Raw genomic sequence first — 21,066 nt, forward strand, 5'->3', positions numbered from 1 at the left:
AATACTGGTCCGGGATTACTCGTCAGCGCTGTCGCGGCTATCTTCGCCGTCAGCGGACTCGCCCTCGTTCGATTCGGGACGCTCACGGCGCTCGCGGCGCTCGTTGCGGCTCTCTTCGGCCTTCAGCATTTCGGACTGGCCGGTAACGGCTTCGTCGCGACGGATGACCATGTTACGGATCACGGCGTCGTTGTAACGGAAGTTGTCTTCCATTTCTGCCAGGGCCTTGGCGGTGCACTCGACGTTCATCAGAACGTAGTGAGCCTTGTGCACGTTGTTGATGGCGTAAGCCAGCTGACGACGGCCCCAGTCTTCCAGACGGTGGACTTTGCCGCCGTCTTCTTCGATGGCTTTGGTGTAACGCTCGACCATGCCACCGACTTGTTCGCTCTGGTCCGGGTGAACCAGGAACACGATTTCGTAATGACGCATAAATGCTCCTTACGGATTGCAGCCTGCCGACAAAGCGGTCAGACAAGGAGTGAATGATTTTTTCCTTGTCGCTCGGAAGCACGCGCGAACGCCTGCCCGGACGACAAGGGCCGACATTCTAGAGAAGCGCGCCGGGGGGCGCAAGGAAAACTGGTGAAACTTTGAACAGCGCGAGGCGGCAGGGGCCGCCTCGCGTGGGGACGTCAGGCGCCTGTCTTGAGCTGGCGCTGGCGGACGATCTCGAACAGGCACACACCGGTAGCCACCGAGACGTTCAGGCTGCTGACGCTGCCCTGCATCGGCAGCTTGGCCAGGTAGTCACAGTGATCGCGGGTCAGACGGCGCATGCCCTTGCCCTCGGCGCCCACCACCAGCACGGTCGGCCCGGTGAGGTCGAGTTCATAGAGCATCTGGGTCGCCTCGCCGGCAGTGCCGACGATCCACAGGCCACGCTGCTGGAGCTTCTCCAGGGTGCGCGCGAGGTTGGTCACGGCCACCAGCGGGATGACTTCGGCGGCGCCGCAGGCCACTTTACGCACGGTGGCGTTGAGGGTGGCGGACTTGTCCTTCGGCACGATCACCGCCAGCGCACCCGCCGCATCGGCGGTGCGCAGGCAGGCGCCAAGGTTGTGCGGATCGGTCACGCCATCCAGCACCAGTAGCAGCGCCGGGCCGGCGGAGCGCTCCAGCAGCTCCTCCAGCATGTTCTCGCCCCACACCTGGCTCGGGCTGACCTCGGCGACCACGCCCTGGTGCACGCCCTCAGCCCACTCATCCAGCTCCTTGCGGTCGCGCGTGCCCACCGGCACGCGCGCCTGCCCGGCCAGCTCGACCAGCGCCTGGACGCGTGGGTCCTGACGGCCTTCGGCCAGCCACAGCTGCTTGACCCGTTTCGGATGATGGCGCAGCAGCGCTTCTACGGCATGGACTCCGTAGACCTGTTCCCATTGACTCATTTCTTCGCCTTACGCTTGCTGGCCGGCGCGCCGCCAGTGGCTCCCGCCTTGGGCGCAGCAGAGCCCTTGCGGTGCTTGGAGGACTTGGCGGACCGGGCTTTCTGTTTCGAAGGATTGCGCGGCTTGCCCGCAGCGGGGGCACCCTTGCCTTTACCGGCCGCCGGCTTGTTGCCGCCAACCTTGGCCTCTTCGAGCAGCGCCTTCTTCACTTCGCGACTCTTGCGCACATCGGTATTGCCGAGCATTTCGTCGGCCTTGGCGAGCATTTCAGGGGCTACCGACGGCAGCGCCTGGACCACGCCGACCTTGCGCTTGCGCGGCTGCACGGCAACATCCGGCGCGAGGTACGGATCGTCCGCCACCGCACGCGGAGCCCGCGCCGGTTTGTCTTTCGCCGCCACAGCCTTGGGCGCCCGGCCCTTGGCCGCTTTACCCTTGGCGGCCGGTTCGGCCTTCTCGTCACGCTTCTTGCGGCCGATGGGTGCGCTGAGCACGTTGTCGGAGAGTTCGAAGTCGATCTTGCGCTCGTCCAGGTCGACGCGCGCTACGACTACCTCGACGGTATCGCCAAGACGGAAGCTGCGGCCGGTGCGCTCGCCACTCAGGCGATGATGCACGGCATCGAAGTGGTAGTAGTCGCCGGGCAGTGCAGTGACATGCACCAGGCCTTCCACATAGATGTCGCTCAGCTCGACGAAGATGCCGAAGCCAGTCACCGCAGTGATCACGCCGGGGAAGGTCTCGCCCACGCGCTCGCGCATGAACTCGCACTTCAGCCAGTTGGTGACGTCACGGGTCGCCTCGTCGGCGCGGCGCTCGGTCAACGAACACTGCTCGCCCAACTGGGCCAGACGGGCTTCGTCGTACGGATAGATGCGCGCTTTCGGCATGCTGGCAGCGCCAACGCGCTGCACGTGCTCGGATGCCGCCTTGGAGCGGATCAGGCCACGGATGGCGCGGTGGGTCAGCAGGTCCGGGTAACGGCGGATCGGCGAGGTGAAGTGGGTGTAGGCCTCGTAGTTCAGGCCGAAGTGGCCGGCGTTCTCGGGGCTGTACACCGCCTGGCTCAGGGAGCGCAGCATCACGGTCTGGATCAGTTGCAGGTCCGGGCGGCCCTGGATGGACTCCAGCAGCTTCTGGTAGTCCGCCGGGGTCGGGTCGCCCTTGCCGCGATAGAGCGTCAGGCCCAGTTCGCCGAGGAACTGGCGCAGGTTGTTCAGCTTTTCCTGCGGCGGGCCGTCGTGAACGCGGTACAGCGCCGGGATGGCGTGCTTCTCGAGGAACTTGGCGGTGGCGACGTTGGCCGCCAGCATGCATTCCTCGATCAGCTTGTGCGCATCGTTGCGCTGGGTCGGGCGGATTTCCGAGATCTTGCGGTCCGCGCCGAAGACGATGCGGGTTTCCTGGGTCTCGAAATCGATCGCGCCACGCACGTGGCGCGCGCCGACGAGGACCTTGTACAGGTCATAAAGGGTATTGAGGTGTGGCACCACCGCCGGCAGCTGTTCCTTCAGGCGCTGGCCTTCGGGGCTGTCGGGAGTTTCCAGGTACTGGCTGACCTTGGTGTAGGTCAGGCGCGCATGGGAATGGATGACCGCCTCGTAGAACTGGTAATCGGTCATCTTGCCGGCCTTGGAGAGGTTCATCTCGCAGACCATGGCCAGGCGATCGACCAGCGGATTCAGGGAGCACAGGCCGTTGGAAAGAATCTCCGGCAGCATCGGGATCACGCGCTCGGGGAAGTACACCGAGTTGCCGCGCTTGGCCGCCTCTTCATCCAGGGCCGAACCGACCTTCACATAATGAGAGACGTCGGCGATGGCGACGAACAGCTTCCAGCCGCCACCCTTGCGCTTCTCGGCGTAGACCGCGTCGTCGAAGTCGCGGGCGTCCTCGCCGTCGATGGTGACGAAAGGCAGGGCGCGCAGGTCGACGCGCTTTTCCTTGTCCTTCTCCAGCACTTCGGGCTTGAGCTTGGCGGCTTCCTTCTCCACGGCCTCGGGCCAGGTATGGGGAATGTCGTAGCTGCGCAGGGCGACTTCGATTTCCATGCCCGGCGCCATGTAGTCGCCGAGCACTTCCACCACTTCACCCTGGGCCTGGCGATGCACGCTCGGCCACACGTCGATGCGCACCTGGACGAACTGGTTGTGCTTGGCCTTGCCAGCCTTGCCCGGCGGGATCAGCACTTCCTGCTGGATCTTCGGGTTGTCCGCCACGACCGTGCCGATGCCGCTCTCGTCGAAGTAGCGACCAACGATGGTCTCGTGGGCGCGCTCGACCACTTCTACTATCGCGCCTTCGCGGCGACCACGGCGGTCGAAGCCCGACACGCGCGCCAGGGCGCGGTCGCCGTCGAACACCAGGCGCATCTGCGTCGGGCTGAGGAACAGGTCGTCGCTGCCGTCATCGGGGATCAGGAAGCCGAAGCCGTCGCGGTGGCCGGCGATGCGGCCAAGGATCAGGTCGAGCTTGTCCACCGGGGCATAGGCGCCACGGCGGGTATAGATAAGCTGGCCGTCGCGCTCCATGGCGCGCAACCGGCGGCGCAGTGCTTCTTCGGGCTCTTCGCCGGAGAGGCCGAGCTCGTCCATCAACTGGGACCGCGTCGCGGGGGCGCCGCGCTCGGCGAGGTGCGCCAGGATGAGTTCACGGCTGGGGATGGGGTTGTCGTATTTTTCCGCCTCGCGGGCGGCCTCGGGATCGAGGTTTTGCCAATCGGCCATTAAAGTGCGGTCACCTTATATATAGGGATATGGATCGCCATGTGCTTATTGAAGCGCGAAACCCGCCCGTCGGTCAGCTTCGGGCAAGAATAAATTTTTTATCGCATCAGGGGTTTACAAGCGAAAACGCTCTCCGTATAGTTCGCGCCCACAGCGTCAGACAGATGTTGTAACACGGAAACGATGAGTAATCATCGACTCCAGTGCCCAGGTGGCGGAATTGGTAGACGCACTAGGTTCAGGTCCTAGCGGTGGCAACACCGTGGAAGTTCGAGTCTTCTCCTGGGCACCACTTATTCAAGGATAAAGTCAGTCTCTGACAGGCTTTATCAGGCGGGTTCGGAACCCTGATAACCGAACAATAGACCGCCAGATGCAACCAAGGGTTGCATCACCGCAAGACGATGAGCGATCATCGCACCCCATGCTGAAAAGCATGCCCAGGTGGCGGAATTGGTAGACGCACTAGGTTCAGGTCCTAGCGGTGGCAACACCGTGGAAGTTCGAGTCTTCTCCTGGGCACCATCTTCAAACAAAAAAGCCGAGCATAGCTCGGCTTTTTTGTTTTCGGCTTTCCGTCTTTTACCTCGCCAGGCGCGAACGCCCGGCGAGGTCTACCGACCTCAAGCCTTGAACTGCCCCAGACTGGCACGCAACTGACCCGCCAGCCCATCGAGCACTCGCCCACTGCTGGCCGTCGCACTCACCGCTTCCGCCGCGCGACTCGCTTCAGCATGGATCACCTCGACCCGCCCACGCACCGCCGCGGCGCCGGCCGCCTGCTGTTGCGCCGAATGGGTCGCGGCCTCGATGGCGCCGTGCACCTCCTCCACCGCGCTCTGCACTTCGCGCTGCAGGCGTTCGCTATCCTGCAGCGCGGCCAAACCCTGCACCGCCTGCTCGCGGGCCTGCCCGATAGCGGACACCGCCTCGCGCGCACCCTCCTGCAACGCTCCAATGTGCGACTGGATATCACCCGTGGATTGCTGGGTCTTGCTCGCCAGCGCACGCACCTCGTCCGCCACCACGGCGAACCCGCGACCACTCTCACCCGCGCGCGCCGCCTCGATGGCCGCGTTCAGCGCCAAAAGATTCGTCTGCTCGGCGATGCCATGGATTACCGAGAGCACTACTTCGATCTGCTCGCTCTGCCGCGCCAGGCGCTCGATTACGCCGGCGCCATTCTGCACGCGGGATTCCAGGGTCTCGATCAGCCCCCCCACTTTACGGGCGATGGCCGCATTGTCCTGCGCCGCCTTGCGGATCTCGCCGATCCGCGCCAACGCCGCCTGCATGGAGCGGCTCTCCATTTCCGCCTCCGCCGCCATGCCCGAGAGCGCCTCCAGGCTACCGGCCACCTCATTGCGCTGCCGGTCCGCCGCCGCCTCGGCACTGGCGCTGCGACTGGCCAGCGCGGCGATTTCACTGCCGGTCTGCTGCGCAACCTGCCCCGCCTCGCGCACGATGGGCTGGAGCTTGTCGACGAAGCGGTTCACCGCCGTCGCCATCTCACCCAGCTCATCACGGCTATCCAGGCGCACGCGCCGAGTCAGGTCGCCCTCCCCGGCCGCCAGATCATTCAGCGCATCGATCAGCAGGCGCAGGCGATTCACCACACGCCGACCGAGCACGACAGCCAGGCAGAGCAATACACCAAGCCCTACCAGCAGCAGCCCCATACCGATGCGCCAGCGCAGCGTTCCCGCCGCCTCTTCGATGGAAGCCTTCGCCCCCTGACTCATGCCGTCCGCCGCCTGCTTCGCCGATTGCAGGCGTGCGGTAAGTGCACTGGCGCTGTCCGCCGCAGCACCTGCAAGGCTGTCGCCCACGAGCTGATCGCCACTGGCGACCAGGGCGGAGAAGCGCTGGTCCAGTGCGGCGATCTGCTTCTCGATGGCATCAGTGGAAACGCCCAGACGCACCGTACCGATAATTACGCCATTGGGACTGATCGGCGCCTCGACGAGAAACACCGAGCTGTCATGACTCGCCGCCTCCAGCACCTTGTCCAGGGCGCGCTCGCCCTTGCCCTTCTCCAGCAGCGCCTGCACCCGCGCATCCTCTCGATTGAGGTAGCGGGTCAGGTGCTGGCCCTGCGGATCGTCGTAGACCACAAAGAGCACATTGGGGTTGGCCTGGGCGCGCCGAGCATAGTCGGAGAGCACCGGCACGTCGTTGTCCCACATGGCCTTGGGCGCCACGGCGGCGAGCAGCTGCGCCAATTCCGTGGCGGACTGGCGCAGGTTCTGCTCCAGCCCCTCACGCAACTGGCCCTGTTCTTCCTCCAGCCGCGCCGAGAGCGCAGAGCCCAGACGCTCGCGAGTGCGCACGGAAAGATCGTTCAGCCCGGAAGTCACTTCCTTGCCGGCCTGCTCCAGCTCGCCGGCCAGGCGTTGCGATTCGTTACCCAGGTGCGCCCCCAGGCCGCTGACCAGACCATCGACGGTGCTACGGGTAAGCCAGAGGGCAATCGCCAGCTGCACCAGCAGCGCGACTCCCAGGGCGATGAAAGCGGGGCGCAGCAGGCGGCTGCGCAATAAAGACAGGACGGCGGACACGGCGGACTTCCTCCGGACGTAACGGATGTCTGGCGCGAAAGGCGCCAATCCGTTTCACCAGCAAAGCGCGTGCCGCTGCGAAAAACCAAACCCCGGAAACGACAACGGGCCGCATGAGCGACCCGTTGCAGTGTGCAGCTGGGGATCAGCCGAACGGATGGCGCAGGACGATAGTCTCGGCGCGGTCCGGGCCGGTGGAGATGATGTCGATGGGCGCACCGACCAGCTCCTCGATGCGCTTGATGTAAGCACGCGCATTGGCCGGCAGGCCTTCCAGGGTCTGAACACCCACGGTGGATTCGCTCCAGCCCGGCAGGTCTTCGTAGATCGGCTGCAGGCCGATGTAGCTGTCGGCGTCGGTCGGCGCGTCGGTCAGCAGCTCGCCGGCGGCGTTCTTGTAGCCGGTGCAGATGCGCACTGTTTCCAGGCCGTCGAGGACGTCCAGCTTGGTCAGGCACAGGCCGGACAGGCTGTTGATCTCGATGGCGCGACGCAGGATGACGGCATCGAACCAGCCGCAACGACGGGCACGGCCGGTGGTGGCACCGAACTCGTGACCGACCTTGGCCAGGCGCGCGCCAATGTCATCGAACAGCTCGGTCGGGAATGGGCCGGAACCCACACGGGTGGTGTAGGCCTTGGTGATACCCAGGATGTAGTCCAGGTACAGCGGACCGAAGCCCGAACCGGTGGCGGTGCCGCCAGCGGTGGTGTTGGAACTGGTGACGAAGGGGTAGGTGCCGTGGTCGATGTCCAGCAGCGAGCCCTGGGCGCCTTCGAACATGATGTTCTCGTTGGCGCGGCGCAGGTCGTGCAGGGTCGAGGTCACGTCGGCCATCAGCGGCTTCAGCTCTTCGGCGTAGGCCATGCACTCGTCCAGAGTCTTCTGGAAGTCGACGGCCGGCTCCTTGTAATAGTGCTGCAGGACGAAGTTGTGGTAGTCCAGAACCTCACCCAGCTTGGCAGCGAAACGCTCGCGGTGGAACAGGTCGCCCACGCGCAGGCCGCGACGGGCCACTTTGTCTTCGTAAGCCGGGCCGATGCCGCGACCGGTGGTGCCGATCTTCGCGTCGCCACGGGCCTTCTCGCGAGCCTGGTCCAGGGCCACGTGGAAGGACAGGATCAGCGGGCAGGACGGGCTGATGCGCAGGCGCTCGCGCACCGGTACGCCCTTTTCTTCCAGCTTGGCGATCTCGCGCATCAGCGCGTCGGGTGCCAGCACCACGCCATTACCGATCAGGCACTGCACGCCTTCGCGCAGGATGCCCGACGGAATCAGGTGCAGTACGGTCTTCTCGCCAGCGACCACCAGGGTATGACCAGCGTTGTGGCCGCCCTGGTAACGCACCACGGCAGCAGCCTGGTCGGTCAGCAGGTCGACGATCTTGCCTTTGCCCTCATCACCCCACTGGGTGCCCAGGACTACGACATTCTTACCCATAACTCTTGTCCCCTTGGAAGTTCGGTGCCGGCCGCGGCCGGCGGAAACTCGAAGTGGCGCGCCTCAGAGCGCGGCCACCTGCCAATTGCCATCGCGAACCAGCAGTTGCTGGTCGCAGCCCGCTTCGGAAGCCGAAGCCGCATCCTGCCCGGGCAGCGCCTGTACCACGCGCACGCCCTGACGGCGCAACTGCTGCACCGCCTGCCACAAGCCAGCCCCATCGGCCGGCGCCCAGACTCCGGTGCGCGGCTCGTCGAGCTGGGCGCGGCCGAGAGTGACCAGGGTCTTGAGGTCGGTAGAGAAACCGGTGGCCGGACGCGCACGGCCGAAATCGGCACCAATGTCGTCGTAACGGCCGCCTTGGGCGATGGACTCGCCAACCCCAGGCACGAACGCGGCAAACACCACGCCCGTGTGATAGTGATAGCCACGCAGCTCGCCGAGGTCGAAGTACAACGGCAGTTGCGGGAAGCGCGCCGCCAGCGAGTCGGCGATGGCGGTGAGATCAGCCAGCGCCGCCTGGACGTTGGCCGGAGCACCAGCGAGCACTTCACGCGCCTGCTCCAGCACCTCACGACTGCCGCACAGCTCGGCGAGCGCACGGAGCATGCCGGCGAGTTCGCTCGGCAGGCCTTCGGTCAGCGCCGCGACTTCGTCCACGGCCTTGCGCTGCAGGGCGTCGAACAGCAGCTGCTCGACTTCGCCAGACAACCCGGCAGCCTGGGCCAGGCCGCGGTAGATGCCGACATGACCGAGATCCATGTGCACGTCCGGCACCTGGGCCATCTCGAGCATGTCGAGCAGCAGGCTGATGACTTCGACGTCACCGGCCGAGCCGGTGTTGCCGTAAAGCTCGGCGCCCAGCTGGATCGGGCTGCGCGAAGTGGCCAGCGCACGCGGACGGGCATGCAGCACGCTGCCGGCGTAGCACAGTCGGTTCGGGCCTTCGCGACGCAGACTATGGGCGTCCATGCGCGCCACTTGCGGCGTGATGTCCGCACGGAAGCCCATCAGGCGGCCGGAAGCCGGATCGGTAACCTTGAAGGTACGCAGGTCCAGATCCTGGCCGGCACCGGTCAGCAGGGATTCCAGGTATTCGATATGCGGAGTGACGACGAACTCGTAACCCCAGCGCTGGAACAGGTCCAGCACCTGACGGCGGGCTGCTTCAACGCGGGCCGCCTCCGGTGGCAGCACTTCTTCGATTCCATCTGGCAGCAGCCAGCGGTCTACCGTTGCCATGTCGCCTCTCTCCTTTTTTAGGCCGGGCGGCACTTCAATGAATGCAGTAAAGAAGGACGGTGCCGAGCAGCATGCTGCCCAGCCCGATGAGTCTCAGACTGCGGTCGCCAAGGCGCCCGAGCCCGCTCACGGCGTCGCGCCAACCACGCGGATACAGGAATGGAAGGATGCCTTCCAGCACCAGCAACAGACAGAACGCCTTGCCGAATTCCTGCCACATGGCTCTCGTACATCATTCTCGCGGACGCAAAAAAGCCGGGATTTCCCGGCTGACCCATGATAACACGATTTCTCCGGCGGGCGCTGCCGCCCGCCGGAGACTTTGACTTACGGTTTAGCTTTTTCCAGATAGCGGAAGAACTCGTTGCTCGGATCGAGCACCAGCACGTCCTTCTTGTCGGCAAAGCTCTCGCGGTAAGCCTTGAGGCTGCGAGTGAAGGCGTAGAACTCCGGATCGGCAGTGTAGGCCTTGGCATAGATCGCCGCTGCCTTCGCATCGCCGTCGCCGCGGGTCTCTTCCGACTCGCGATAAGCCTCGGCCAGCAGCACACGACGCTGACGGTCGGCATCCGCACGGATACCTTCGGCCAGCTCGCGACCCTTGGCGCGGTGCTCACGGGCTTCGCGCTCACGCTCGGTGCTCATGCGCTCGAACACGCTGCGGTTCACTTCCTTGGGCAGGTCGATGGCCTTGACGCGAACATCGACCACCTCGATGCCCAGCTCCTTCTGCGCCATGCGGTTCAGCGAGGCCGTGATATCGCCCATCAGCGCATCACGCTCACCCGATACCACTTCGTGCAGGGTGCGCTTGCCGAACTGGTCACGCAGACCGGCTTCCAGACGACGGGACAGACGCTCGTCGGCGATCTGCTTCATACCCGAAGTCGCGGTGTAGAAGCGCTCGGCATCGGAGACGCGCCACTTGGCGTAGGCGTCGACCATCACCGCTTTCTTCTCCAGCGTCAGGAAGCGCTGGGTCGGCGAATCCAGGGTCAGCAGGCGGCCGTCGAACTTGCGCACCGTGTTGACGTACGGAATCTTGAAGTGCAGGCCGGGCTTCACGTCCGGCTCGACCACGCGACCGAAACGCAGCATGACGGCGCGCTCGGTCTGCTGCACCACGTAGACGCTGCTCCAGACGGCAACAGCAACCACCACACCCGCGATGAGGGCGATCAGGGACTTGTTACTCATCAGCGGCTCTCCCGGGTACGCGTGTCACGCTGCTGCAGATCGTTGGCGACCCGCGAACCGATATCCGGCGTGCTGCTGCTCGTGCTCGGCGTGGAGCTCGGAGCTGCCGAACCACGGCCATCCATCATCTTGTCCAGCGGCAGGTAGATCAGGTTGTTCTGACCCTGCTGGCCGGTCACCAGCACCTTGCTGGTCTGACTCAGGACGTCCTGCATGGTGTCCAGATACAGGCGCTGACGGGTGACGTCCGGAGCCTTGTGATACTCGCCGGCCAGCTTGGCGAAGCGATCCGCCTCACCCTGGGCGCGGGAGACCACTTCATCGCGGTAGCCGTTGGCTTCCTCGATGATGCGCTGGGCCTGGCCACGGGCCTCAGGCACCACGCCGTTGGCGTAGGCTTCGGCCTGATTCTTCTCACGCTGCTCGTCCTCGCGGGCACGGATCACGTCGTCGAACGCTTCCTGTACTTCACGCGGCGCGGCGGCGCTCTGAATGTTCACCTGGGTCACCGTGATACCGGTCTTGTAGGTATCGAGGAAACGCTGCAGGCGATCACGCACCTCGGTGGCCATCTGTTCACGGCCCTCGGTGAGGATCTTGTCCATGGTCGTGGAGCCGGCCACGTGGCGCAGGGCGCTTTCGGTGGCGTGCTGCAGGCTCACTTCCGGCTGGTCGACGTTGAGCACGAAGTCCTTCAGGTTGCTGACCTTGTACTGCACGGTCAGCGGAACCTCGACGATGTTCTCGTCCTCGGTGAGCATCTGACCCTGCTTGCTGTAGGCACGCTCGCGGGTGACGTTCTCCTGGAACTTCTTGTCGATCGGCGGGAAGTAGATATTCAGGCCGGGGCCCACGGTCTCGTGGTACTGACCGAAGCGCAGGATCACCGCCTGCTCCTGCTCATCCACGACGTAGATGGCGTTGTACAGCCACAGCACCGCAAGGATCGCCAGGCCGATACCGAACAGACCGAGGCTACCGCCCCGGCCACTGCCGCCACCGCCCGAACCACTGCCGCGCTTGGGTTTGCCGAAAATTCCGTTCAGGCTGTCTTGCAGCTTGCGGAAGGCCTCATCCAGATCAGGCGGGCCCTGGCGACCACCACCACGGCGTCCACCCCAGGGGTCCTGGTCGTTCTTGTTCGAGTTGTCACCCGGCTCATTCCAAGCCATAGCGCTCTCCATCTGATAACGCGAAAACGCGCCTACGGCGCGCCCACCTATGCTACCGAATGCCCCTTACGCTGCCAAAAACAGTGTGCCGGGCTTTATTGCAAAGTGTGTTGCGCAATGAACTCCGCCGGCTGCCAGCCTTCGCGGCTCACCATGCGGTTCAACTCGACACGCGGCAGGCGGACCTGCAAAACGGCGCGTCCTTGTTCGTCGTGATTCTCCGACTGTACCGCACCCAGCTCGAAGAACTGAGCCCGAAGTCGTCCCAGCCGCTGTGGCAGGCAGAGCGTTCCAACGAACATGTCCTCCCCCAGCAGCTCGGAGATCGCCTGCTCCAGCAACTCCAGCCCGCGCGATTCCCGCGCCGACAGCCAGACGCGGACCGGCTTGCCCAGCTCGTCGCGCTGGATCATCGGCTGCAAGTCCGGCAGCAGGTCGATCTTGTTGTACACCTCGAGCATCGGCAACTCGTTCGCGCCGATTTCCTTCAGCACCGCCAGCACCTGTTCGATCTGTGCATCGCGATCCGGCTCGTGGGAGTCGATCACATGCAGCAGCAGATCGGAGTTGCTGGATTCTTCCAAGGTAGCCCGAAACGCCTCCACCAGCTTGTGAGGCAGGTGGCGAATGAAGCCCACAGTGTCAGCCAGCACGATCGGACCGACGTCGTCCAGCTCCAGGCGGCGCAGGGTCGGGTCGAGGGTGGCGAACAACTGGTCGGCCGCATAGACCTCGGAAGTGGTCAGCGCATTGAACAGCGTGGACTTGCCGGCGTTGGTGTAGCCCACCAGGGATACCGCCGGAATCTCCGCGCGGCGACGGCCACGGCGAGCCTGCTCGCGCTGGCTGCGGACCTTCTCCAGGCGTGACTTGATCTGGCGGATGCGCCCACGCAGCAGGCGGCGGTCGGTTTCCAGCTGGGTTTCACCCGGGCCACGCAGGCCGATACCGCCTTTCTGGCGCTCAAGGTGAGTCCAGCCGCGTACCAGACGCGTGCTCATGTGTTCCAGCTGGGCAAGCTCCACCTGCAGCTTGCCCTCGTGGGTACGGGCGCGCTGGGCGAAGATATCGAGGATCAGACCCGTACGGTCGAGCACGCGGCATTCGAGCGCTCGCTCGAGGTTGCGCTCCTGGCTCGGCGTGAGGGTGTGATTGAAGATGATCAGCTCGACCTTCTCGGCATGGACGAGGTCGTGCAACTCTTCGACCTTGCCGCTGCCGATCAGGTACTTGGCTGAGGGCTGATGGCGCGAAATGCTGACGAAAGCAACCGCTTCCGCGCCTGCCGAACGGGCCAGCTCCTGGAATTCCTGCGGGTCTTCGCGCGCCTCGGGGTCCTGACCTTCCAGATGGACCAGAATGGCCCGTTCCCCACCACCCGGGCGCTCAAAGAACAAGGCGGACTCCCGTCAAACGTTGCCCGGCTCGGCCGGTTGATCACCGGTGGGCAGGCGCACGGGGCGGCTGGGGACCACGGTGGAAATAGCGTGCTTGTAGACCATCTGGCTGACAGTGTTCTTCAGCAGGATGACGAACTGGTCGAAGGATTCGATCTGACCCTGCAGCTTGATGCCGTTGACGAGGTAGATGGAAACCGGAACGCGTTCTTTGCGCAGGGTATTGAGGTAAGGGTCTTGTAGCGAATGCCCTTTTGACATATGCCGCACTCCTTGTAAGGGTAAAAAACTGATTTAGTAGTAGTCGAATTTGGCTTAACGCCGTCCTGAACCCCAAGGATAGACGGCCGGAATTAAGGTCTCGAACCTATATGGAGACCGCCTCAAAGTATTTCAAGGCACGCGGCAAATTGTCGCTTGCCTGACTGTCCAACCAGTGTAGATCGCTCCAGCTGCGGAGCCAGGTGAACTGGCGCTTGGCCAGCTGCCGCGTGGCGATGACGCCGCGCTCCACCATCTCAGCGTAGGACAGTTTGCCCTCGAGGTAATCCCATACCTGTCGGTAACCCACCGCTCTTATGGACGGCAGCCCCACGTGCAAGTCATTCCTTGCGCGAAGGCGTTCGACCTCGGCGATGAAGCCCTGTTCCAGCATCTGGTCAAAACGTTGCGCAATACGCTCGTGCAACACCTGGCGCTGCAGAGGCGCGATCGCCAGATGAGCCACAGTATACGGTAATTGTCCACCGCCTTGCGCGCCAAGACCCGCATTTTCACTCGCTTGGCGAAGGCGGTGTGCAGTCATGGACATACCGCTCACGCGGTACACCTCGAGGGCCCGGACAAGCCGTTGAGGGTCATTGGGGTGGATGCGCGCAGCCGACTCCGGGTCAATGCGCACCAGCTCTTCATGCAGGGCGCCCCAGCCTTCGGCGGCGGCCCAGGTTTCCAGTTCGGCACGCACGGCAGCGTCGGCGCCGGGCATATCGGCCAGGCCTTCCAGCAACGCCTTGAAATACAACATGGTGCCGCCGACCAGCAGTGGGATCTTCCCGGCCGCGGTGATCTCGGCCATGGCCGCCAGCGCATCGGCACGGAATTCCGCCGCCGAATAGGCCTCGCTGGGGTCACGGATGTCGATCAGGCGGTGCGGGAATTCCTCCAGCACCTCGCGCGGCGGCTTGGCGGTGCCGATATTCATGCCGCGATAGATCAGCGCGGAATCCACGCTGACCAGTTCCACCGGCAGCAGACGCGCCAGCTCCAGTGCCAGATCGGTCTTGCCGGCGGCGGTGGGGCCCATGAGGAATATCGCGGGAGGCAGGGACATCGGGGACTCGTTAATACGGACTGCGGATTATTGCGAGCTGCTGAATCGATTGGCGTGCAGTTTACTGCACTTTCCTGAACGCAAGCTTACGAAAATCAACGTCCCCGCAGGAACAGCTTGTCCAGTTCGTCGAGTCCCAGCTGAGTCCAGGTCGGTCGGCCGTGGTTGCACTGACCGCTGCGCTCCGTCACTTCCATGTCGCGCAGGAGGCCGTTCATCTCCGGCAGAGTCAACCGGCGGTTGGCGCGCACGGCGCCGTGGCAGGCCATGGTGCCGAGTAGCTCGTTGAGGTGCGCCTGGATGCGGTCGCTGGTGCCGTACTCCAGCAGGTCGGCGAGCACGTCGCGCACCAGCTGGGTGGCCTCGGCCTGCTTGAGCAGCGCCGGAATCTGACGGATCGCCAGGGTTTCCGGGCCAAGGCGCTGCAGTTCGAAGCCGAGCCTGGAGAACCAGGCCCCGTGTTCTTCCGCGCAATCCGCCTCGCGCTCGCTGACAGCGATGGATTCGGGCACCAGCAGCGGCTGGCCACGCAAGCCTTCGCTGGCCATGGCGGTCTTCAGGCGCTCGTACATGATGCGCTCGTGGGCGGCGTGCATATCCACCAGAACCAGGCCGTGGGCGTTCTCCGAGAGGATGTAGATGCCCTTGAGCTGCGCCAGGGCATAACCCAGCGGAGGCACGTCCTGGCTGCTTTCCGGCAGAGCCTGTGGCGTCTGGTCGGGCAGCGGGGCGAAATAGGCCTTGTAGGCGCCCTGCGCCTCCTGAATTGGTGGCATTTCCGGGCGATTCGGCTGGTAACTGTAGCCACCTCCACTGGAACCGCCGGAAGCCGGGCTCGGCTGCCAAGTACGCGCGGCGGCCGGGGCCTCCAGAACGGTCTCGGACAGGCGCATCTCACCCTGCGGGCCGAATTCGCCGGCTTCCGCGCCGGTCGGGCGCGGCACGGTCAGGGTGGTCGCTCCCGGTGGTGCCAGCTGGTCGTCCGGACGCACTTCCGCCAGCGCCCGATGCAGGGTGCCGTAGAGGAAGTCGTGAACCATGCGGCTGTCGCGGAAACGCACTTCATGCTTGGTCGGGTGGACGTTGACGTCCACCACCGACGGGTCGACCTCGAAGAACAGCACGAAGGTCGGATGACGGCCGTTGTACAGCACGTCGCGGTAAGCCTGGCGCACAGCGTGGGCAACCAGCTTGTCGCGCACCATGCGACCGTTCACGTAGAAGTACTGCAGGTCCGGCTGGCTGCGGGAGAAGGTCGGCAGGCCGACCCAGCCCCACAGGTGCAGGCCGTTGCGCTCCACTTCGATAGGCAGTGCCTGCTCGAGGAACCCGGTGCTACAAACGGCACCCACGCGGCGGGCGCGGGACGCTTCGTCCTTGGCCTCGTGCAGAGAAAGGATGGTCTTGCCGTTGTGGCGCAAATGGAAAGCCACGTCGAAGCGCGCGAGGGCCAGGCGCTTGATGACTTCCTGCAGGTGATCGAATTCGGTCTTCTCGGCGCGCAGGAACTTGCGTCGCGCCGGGGTGTTGAAGAACAGGTCGCGCACTTCGATGCTGGTGCCCACCGGGTGAGCCGCCGGCTTCACGGTGGATTCCATGTCGCGGCCCTCGACCTCCACCTGCCAGGCCTGCTCGGCATCGGCGGTGCGTGAAGTCAGGGTCAGGCGCGAGACGGAGCTGATCGAGGCCAGCGCTTCGCCCCGGAAGCCCAGGCTCATCACCCGCTCCAGGTCTTCCAGATCACGGATCTTGCTGGTGGCGTGGCGCGCCAGGGCCAACGGCAGGTCATCTGCGGGAATACCGCTGCCATCGTCGCGCACGCGCAGCAGCTTGACGCCACCCTGCTCGACCTCGACATCGATGCGCCTGGCACCGGCGTCCAGGCAGTTTTCCAGCAGTTCCTTGATGACCGACGCGGGGCGCTCGACCACTTCGCCGGCAGCAATCTGGTTCGCCAGCCGCGGGGTGAGCAGCTGGATTCGGCGCACGTCACTCATTGCTGCGACGCCAGGGAGGTGCCCGGAATCTTCAGCACCTGGCCAATCTTCAGCTCGTCGCTCTTGAGCGAGTTGGCGCTGCGGATCGAGGCGGTACTGACGTCAAAGCGGCTGGCAACCATCGCCAGGCTGTCGCCACTGCGCACCACGTATTCACGCGGGCCGGAAGCCAGCTGGCCGCCGTCACGCAGCGAGGCGATGTAGGTGCCCGGCGGCGGGGTCTGCACGAAGTACTGGCGCACGCCGGCGGCGATGGAGCGCGCCAGCGCCTGCTGGTGCGAACCACTGGCCAGCTTGGCGGATTCGTTCGGGTTGGAGATGAAGCCGGTTTCCACCAGGATCGACGGGATATCCGGGGACTTCAGCACCATGAAGCCGGCCTGCTCCACCCGGCGCTTGTGCAGCGGAGTGACACGACCGACGCTGGTCAGCACCTTATGGCCGACATCCAGGCTGGAGGACATGGTGGCGGTCATCGACAGGTCGAGCAGCACGCCGGCGAGCATCTTGTCCTTGTCGTCGAGGTTCACGCCGCCGTCGCCGCCGATGAGGTCGGAACGGTTTTCCGTGTCGGCCAGCCAGCGCGCGGTCTCGGAGGTGGCGCCTCGGTCGGACAGGGCGAACACCGAGGCCCCGAAGGCACTGCGGCTGGGCGCGGCGTCGGCGTGGATGGAAACGAACAGGTCCGCGCCCTTTTTGCGGGCGATCACGGTGCGATTGCGCAGCGGGATGAAGTAGTCGCCGGTCCGCGTCAGTTCGGCGCGGAAGCCTTTCATCTGGTTGATCTGCCGCTGCAGTTCGCGGGCGATCGACAGGGTGATGTTCTTCTCGTGCAGGCCGTTCGGGCCGAGAGCGCCGGGGTCTTCGCCGCCGTGGCCGGCGTCGATGGCAATCACCACGTCGCGCTTGCCGCCGCTGCTGGGCGCGGGGATCTTCGCCACCGACTGCGCCGGGCTGACCGGCGTGGCGGGCACACTGGGCGTCGGGGTCGCAGGGACGTCCGGGGCGATATCGGCGCCCTGGTCATACAGGTCGACGACCAGGCGATTGCCGTACTGCTGGTTCGGCGGCAACACGAAGCTCTTGGGCGTGACCGCATTTTTCAGGTCCAGCACCAGGCGCAGGTCGGTGGGCGAGCGCTGGGCAGAGCGCATCGCGGTGATCGGCGTGTTGTTCAGCTTGAGCTTGTCGAGGGCGGCGGACATCTGCGCGCCGTTGATGTCGACGACGATGCGGTTGGGCGCACTCAGGGTGAACAGACTGTGCTGCACGGGGCCGGACAGATCGAACACCAGACGTGTGTTGTCCGGCGCGCGCCAGATGCGCACGCTCTTGATTTGCGTGGCGGCAGAAACCTCGCCGGCAAAGAATGCCAGCAGAACGGACACCCCGATAAACAACGCCCGAAGGCGCAACCCCCAACCCATCTTTTTTCTATGCTCCCGTGGCCAGGGCGGCACACCAGGCTTCGCCCCGTGTTCCGTGCGGGTCGAGGCGCAGCATGCGTCCGCCCGCATGCGGAACAATGGTAATGTCCATGTCGGCCTTTGGCAAAATGCCTTTGCCACGCTCCGCCCATTCGATCAGGCACAAGGCATCGCCTTCGAAGTAGTCGCGGATGCCGAGGAACTCCAGTTCCTCCGGGTCGGCAAGGCGGTAGAGGTCGAAGTGGAAGGCGCGCAAGTCGCCGATTTCGTAGGGTTCGACCAGGGTAAAGGTTGGACTTTTTACCGATCCGCCATGGCCCAATCCCCGCAGGATGCCGCGAGACAGCGTGGTCTTGCCCGCCCCCAGGTCGCCATGCAGGTAGATCACCCCGTGCCCGCCGGTCGCTTCGGCAATCCGGCGACCGAGATCGACCATGGCCTCTTCGCCGTCGGCGAACAGATTCAGTTCAGGCATGGGGACAGCTCCTCGAGCAACTGACGAACGGCAGGAATCAGATCAGCGGCAGCCAGACCGCGCCCTTGCGCGCCAAGCGACTCGCCGGCGCGCGCATGTAGCCAGACCGCCAGGCTGGCGGCATCGAACGCAGGCAGCCCCTGCGCCAGCAGCGCACCGAGGATGCCGGACAGCACATCACCTAGCCCGGCACCTGCCATGGCGGGATGCCCGTGATTGCACAGCACCAGTCGGCCATCCGGGGAAGCGACCAGACTGCCGACGCCCTTGAGCACGACCACAGCCTGATAACGCTGCGCCAGCGCGTGCGCGGCTTTTGGTCGGTCAGCCTGGACCTCGGCAGTGGAAATGCCCAGCAGACGTGCCGCCTCGGCCGGATGAGGCGTAATCACCCAATCGCCGGACGGCCGTGCGACCAGGCCTTCAGCCAGCAGATTGAGCGCATCGGCGTCCCACACTTGCCGGCGCTCCAGGCTCGCCGCAGCGCTGACCAGCACACGCCCCCAGGCTTCGCGACCGACGCCGGGACCGACCACCAGGACATCGGCGCGCTCGGCGAGGCGCAGCAGTTCGGCAGAAGAAGAGATACCGCGCGCCATCAGCTCAGGCCGGCGAGCCAGCACAGCAGACACATGGGCGGCACGGGTCGCCAGGGACACCAGTCCGGCGCCACAGCGCAGCGCACTCTCGGCGGCCAGCAGCACGGCGCCGCCCATGCCGGTATCGCCACCGACCACCAGCGCATGGCCGAACAGGCCCTTGTGCGCGGCCTTCGGGCGCGCGGCCAGGCTAGCCAGCGATGCCGGAGCAAGACGGCGTGCCACGCCATCCGCAGAAATCAGCGCAGGATCGGCATCGAGCCCGTCGAACACCAGTTCACCGCATTGATCGGGGCCATTGCCGGTAAACAGGCCGAGCTTGAGGCCGATGAATGTCACGGTCAGGCCAGCATGCACCGCACAACCCAGCACTTGCCCGGTGTCGGCGCTCAGACCGGAAGGAATGTCCACAGCCAGCACCGGCAGGCCGCTGGCGTTGATCGCAGCGATGGCCGAGGCATAAGGCTCGCGCACCTCGCCACCCAGGCCGGTGCCCAGCAGCGCGTCCACCAGCACACCGCGCAGCTCGGCATGGCCGGTCCAGGCTTCGATATCCACGCCGACCGAACGCGCTTCGCCATGGGCCGAGGCGGCATCGCCTGACAGGCGGGAAGCATCGCCCACCGCCAGCACGCGCACGCGCCAGCCGGCGCGCAGGGCCAGTGCGGCGATCAGGTAGCCATCGCCGGCGTTGTTGCCATGGCCGGCCAGCACGGTGATCTCGCCGGCCTCCGGCCACTGGCGACGCAGGGCGCGCCAGGCGGCATGGGCGGCGCGACGCATCAGCTCGAAGCCGGGCGTGCCGGCGGCGATCAGGCGTGCGTCGAGGTCACGCACCTGCTGGGCGCTGTACAGATTCAGGGGCAGATCGTCGTGGGCAGTCATCGCTGTTCCGGGCGGCAGAATGTGTCGCCTTGGCGTACGGACGGGCCGACGCCGGCAAGGTCTGGCAGAATTATACGCACCCGGACTTCCCTTTCTCGCCTTCCATGCACGATTCGACACTCGACTATGCCGACCTCGCCCTCTCCATCAAGGACTGGGGGCGCGAACTCGGCTTCCAGCAGGTTGGCATCAGCGGGCTCGATCTCGAGGCCCACGGCGAACACCTGCAGCGCTGGCTGGAGGCGGGTTACCACGGCGAAATGGACTACATGGGCGCCCACGGCAGCAAGCGCTGGCGGCCCGACGAACTGGTGCCCGGCACCCTGCGGGTGGTGTCGCTGCGCATGGACTATCTGCCCGGCGACACACGCATGGCGCAGGTTCTGGGTGATCCGCAGAAGGCCTATGTCTCGCGCTACGCGCTGGGCCGCGACTACCACAAGCTGATCCGCAAGCGCCTGCAGCAACTGGCCGAACGCATCCAGCAACGGGTCGGGCCGTTCGGTTTCCGCGCCTTCGTCGACAGCGCGCCTGTGCTGGAGAAGGCCATCGCCGAGCAATCGGGCCTGGGCTGGATCGGCAAGAACACCCTGGTGCTCAACCGCAAGGCCGGCAGCTACTTCTTTCTCGGCGAGCTGTTCACCGACCTTCCGCTGCCGGTGGACCAGCCTCACGGCACGGAGCACTGCGGGCGCTGCTCGGCCTGCATGGACATCTGCCCCACCGCCGCCTTCGTGGCGCCCTATGTGCTGGATGCGCGGCGCTGCATTTCCTACCTGACCATCGAATTGAAGGGCCCGATTCCCGAAGACCTGCGCCCGCTGATCGGTAACCGCGTGTTCGGTTGCGACGACTGCCAGATGGTCTGCCCGTGGAACCGTTTCGCCCGCGCCACCGACCAGGGCGACTTCCAGCCGCGCCACAGCCTGGACAACGCCGCGCTGGCGGAGCTGTTCCTGTGGACGGAAGAGGAATTCCTCAGCCGCACCGAGGGCTCGCCACTCCGCCGCGCCGGTTACGAGCGCTGGCTGCGCAACCTGGCCGTGGGGCTGGGCAATGCGCCGTCGACCATCCCGGTGATCGAAGCGCTGCGCACGCGGCGGGAGTTCCCGTCGGAACTGGTGCGCGAGCATGTGAAGTGGGCGCTGCGCCGGCACAACGTTTGACGCGAAGGCCTTTCGCGGGAGCGCGCTTGCTCGCGAGCAGCCCCGCAGCGGAGGTTGTTCGCGAGC

The 21,066-nt window shown here is 65.2% G+C and carries 17 protein-coding genes, 2 tRNA genes and 1 pseudogene; 3 read left to right on the forward strand and 17 right to left on the reverse strand.

The annotated features are described in order from the left end of the window. Positions 1–15 precede the first annotated feature (15 nt). The 3 genes from rpsF to rnr all read right to left on the reverse strand — a co-directional run bounded on the left by rpsF (position 16) and on the right by rnr (position 4,114). Positions 16–432, reverse strand: coding sequence for a 30S ribosomal protein S6 (gene rpsF / locus IB275_RS27425; RefSeq protein ID WP_015479136.1), 417 nt, complete (start codon positions 430–432; stop codon positions 16–18). Positions 433–635: 203 nt separating this feature from the next. Beyond that, entirely contained in the window at positions 636–1,388 is a 753-nt protein-coding gene (rlmB, locus tag IB275_RS27430) for a 23S rRNA (guanosine(2251)-2'-O)-methyltransferase RlmB (RefSeq protein WP_192292977.1), read from the reverse strand. Beyond that, positions 1,385–4,114, reverse strand: coding sequence for a ribonuclease R (rnr, locus tag IB275_RS27435; RefSeq protein ID WP_192292979.1), 2,730 nt, complete (start codon positions 4,112–4,114; stop codon positions 1,385–1,387). Before rnr ends, rlmB begins: the two co-directional genes overlap by 4 nt. Before the next feature lie 205 nt (positions 4,115–4,319). On the opposite strand from rnr, the gene IB275_RS27440 reads away from it, so the two are divergent. Both IB275_RS27440 and IB275_RS27445 read left to right on the forward strand, forming a co-directional pair. Then, positions 4,320–4,406 (forward strand) — tRNA-Leu (locus IB275_RS27440). 146 nt (positions 4,407–4,552) lie between these two features. Continuing rightward, positions 4,553–4,639: transfer RNA gene (locus tag IB275_RS27445), tRNA-Leu, on the forward strand. A 98-nt stretch (positions 4,640–4,737) separates the two neighbouring features. Here IB275_RS27445 and IB275_RS27450 read toward each other — a convergent pair. The 14 genes and pseudogenes from IB275_RS27450 to IB275_RS27515 form a co-directional block, all read right to left on the reverse strand. Further along, positions 4,738–5,622: a methyl-accepting chemotaxis protein gene (locus IB275_RS27450; RefSeq protein WP_405307448.1), complete on the reverse strand. Its 885-nt coding sequence runs from the start codon at positions 5,620–5,622 to the stop codon at positions 4,738–4,740. 21 nt (positions 5,623–5,643) lie between these two features. Further along, positions 5,644–6,300, reverse strand: a pseudogene (locus IB275_RS27455) (methyl-accepting chemotaxis protein); the annotation flags it as partial. Between the two features lie 517 nt (positions 6,301–6,817). Beyond that, a complete protein-coding gene (locus IB275_RS27460; protein ID WP_138214042.1) occupies positions 6,818–8,113 on the reverse strand; it encodes an adenylosuccinate synthase in 1,296 nt (431 codons plus the stop codon). Positions 8,114–8,176: 63 nt separating this feature from the next. Then, positions 8,177–9,355 carry an ATP phosphoribosyltransferase regulatory subunit gene (locus IB275_RS27465; RefSeq protein ID WP_138214041.1) on the reverse strand — a complete coding sequence of 393 codons (1,179 nt, stop codon included), beginning with the start codon at positions 9,353–9,355 and terminating at the stop codon, positions 8,177–8,179. Positions 9,356–9,389: 34 nt separating this feature from the next. Beyond that, positions 9,390–9,575 carry a DUF2065 domain-containing protein gene (locus IB275_RS27470; RefSeq protein WP_037012084.1) on the reverse strand — a complete coding sequence of 62 codons (186 nt, stop codon included), beginning with the start codon at positions 9,573–9,575 and terminating at the stop codon, positions 9,390–9,392. A 107-nt stretch (positions 9,576–9,682) separates the two neighbouring features. Then, complete coding sequence (gene hflC, locus IB275_RS27475; RefSeq protein WP_081515534.1) at positions 9,683–10,552, reverse strand: protease modulator HflC; 870 nt, start codon at positions 10,550–10,552, stop codon at positions 9,683–9,685. After that, a complete protein-coding gene (gene hflK, locus IB275_RS27480; protein ID WP_192292983.1) occupies positions 10,552–11,724 on the reverse strand; it encodes an FtsH protease activity modulator HflK in 1,173 nt (390 codons plus the stop codon). The genes hflC and hflK overlap by 1 nt, the downstream gene beginning before the upstream one ends. Before the next feature lie 95 nt (positions 11,725–11,819). Beyond that, the gene (gene hflX, locus IB275_RS27485) at positions 11,820–13,121 is read right to left on the reverse strand and encodes a ribosome rescue GTPase HflX (protein WP_081515532.1); all 1,302 of its coding nucleotides are present in this window, start codon (positions 13,119–13,121) and stop codon (positions 11,820–11,822) included. A gap of 12 nt (positions 13,122–13,133) precedes the next feature. Continuing rightward, the gene (gene hfq, locus IB275_RS27490) at positions 13,134–13,382 is read right to left on the reverse strand and encodes an RNA chaperone Hfq (protein ID WP_017520393.1); all 249 of its coding nucleotides are present in this window, start codon (positions 13,380–13,382) and stop codon (positions 13,134–13,136) included. A 106-nt stretch (positions 13,383–13,488) separates the two neighbouring features. Continuing rightward, positions 13,489–14,451: a tRNA (adenosine(37)-N6)-dimethylallyltransferase MiaA gene (gene miaA / locus IB275_RS27495; RefSeq protein WP_192292985.1), complete on the reverse strand. Its 963-nt coding sequence runs from the start codon at positions 14,449–14,451 to the stop codon at positions 13,489–13,491. Between the two features lie 95 nt (positions 14,452–14,546). After that, on the reverse strand, positions 14,547–16,448 hold the full coding sequence (mutL, locus tag IB275_RS27500) for a DNA mismatch repair endonuclease MutL (RefSeq protein WP_192292987.1): 1,902 nt from the start codon (positions 16,446–16,448) through the stop codon (positions 14,547–14,549). Continuing rightward, positions 16,445–17,875 (reverse strand): N-acetylmuramoyl-L-alanine amidase AmiB, encoded by a 1,431-nt coding sequence (amiB, locus tag IB275_RS27505; protein WP_081515529.1) that lies wholly within the window; start codon positions 17,873–17,875, stop codon positions 16,445–16,447. The genes mutL and amiB overlap by 4 nt, the downstream gene beginning before the upstream one ends. 7 nt (positions 17,876–17,882) lie before the next feature. Continuing rightward, a complete protein-coding gene (tsaE, locus tag IB275_RS27510) occupies positions 17,883–18,350 on the reverse strand; it encodes a tRNA (adenosine(37)-N6)-threonylcarbamoyltransferase complex ATPase subunit type 1 TsaE (protein WP_081515528.1) in 468 nt (155 codons plus the stop codon). After that, positions 18,338–19,834: an NAD(P)H-hydrate dehydratase gene (locus IB275_RS27515; RefSeq protein WP_192292989.1), complete on the reverse strand. Its 1,497-nt coding sequence runs from the start codon at positions 19,832–19,834 to the stop codon at positions 18,338–18,340. Before IB275_RS27515 ends, tsaE begins: the two co-directional genes overlap by 13 nt. Positions 19,835–19,938: 104 nt before the next feature. On the opposite strand from IB275_RS27515, the gene queG reads away from it, so the two are divergent. Further along, the gene (gene queG, locus IB275_RS27520; RefSeq protein WP_192292991.1) at positions 19,939–21,000 is read left to right on the forward strand and encodes a tRNA epoxyqueuosine(34) reductase QueG; all 1,062 of its coding nucleotides are present in this window, start codon (positions 19,939–19,941) and stop codon (positions 20,998–21,000) included. Positions 21,001–21,066: the final 66 nt, after the last annotated feature.

The organism is Pseudomonas sp. PDM21 (assembly GCF_014852505.2).
Taxonomy (GTDB): domain Bacteria; phylum Pseudomonadota; class Gammaproteobacteria; order Pseudomonadales; family Pseudomonadaceae; genus Pseudomonas.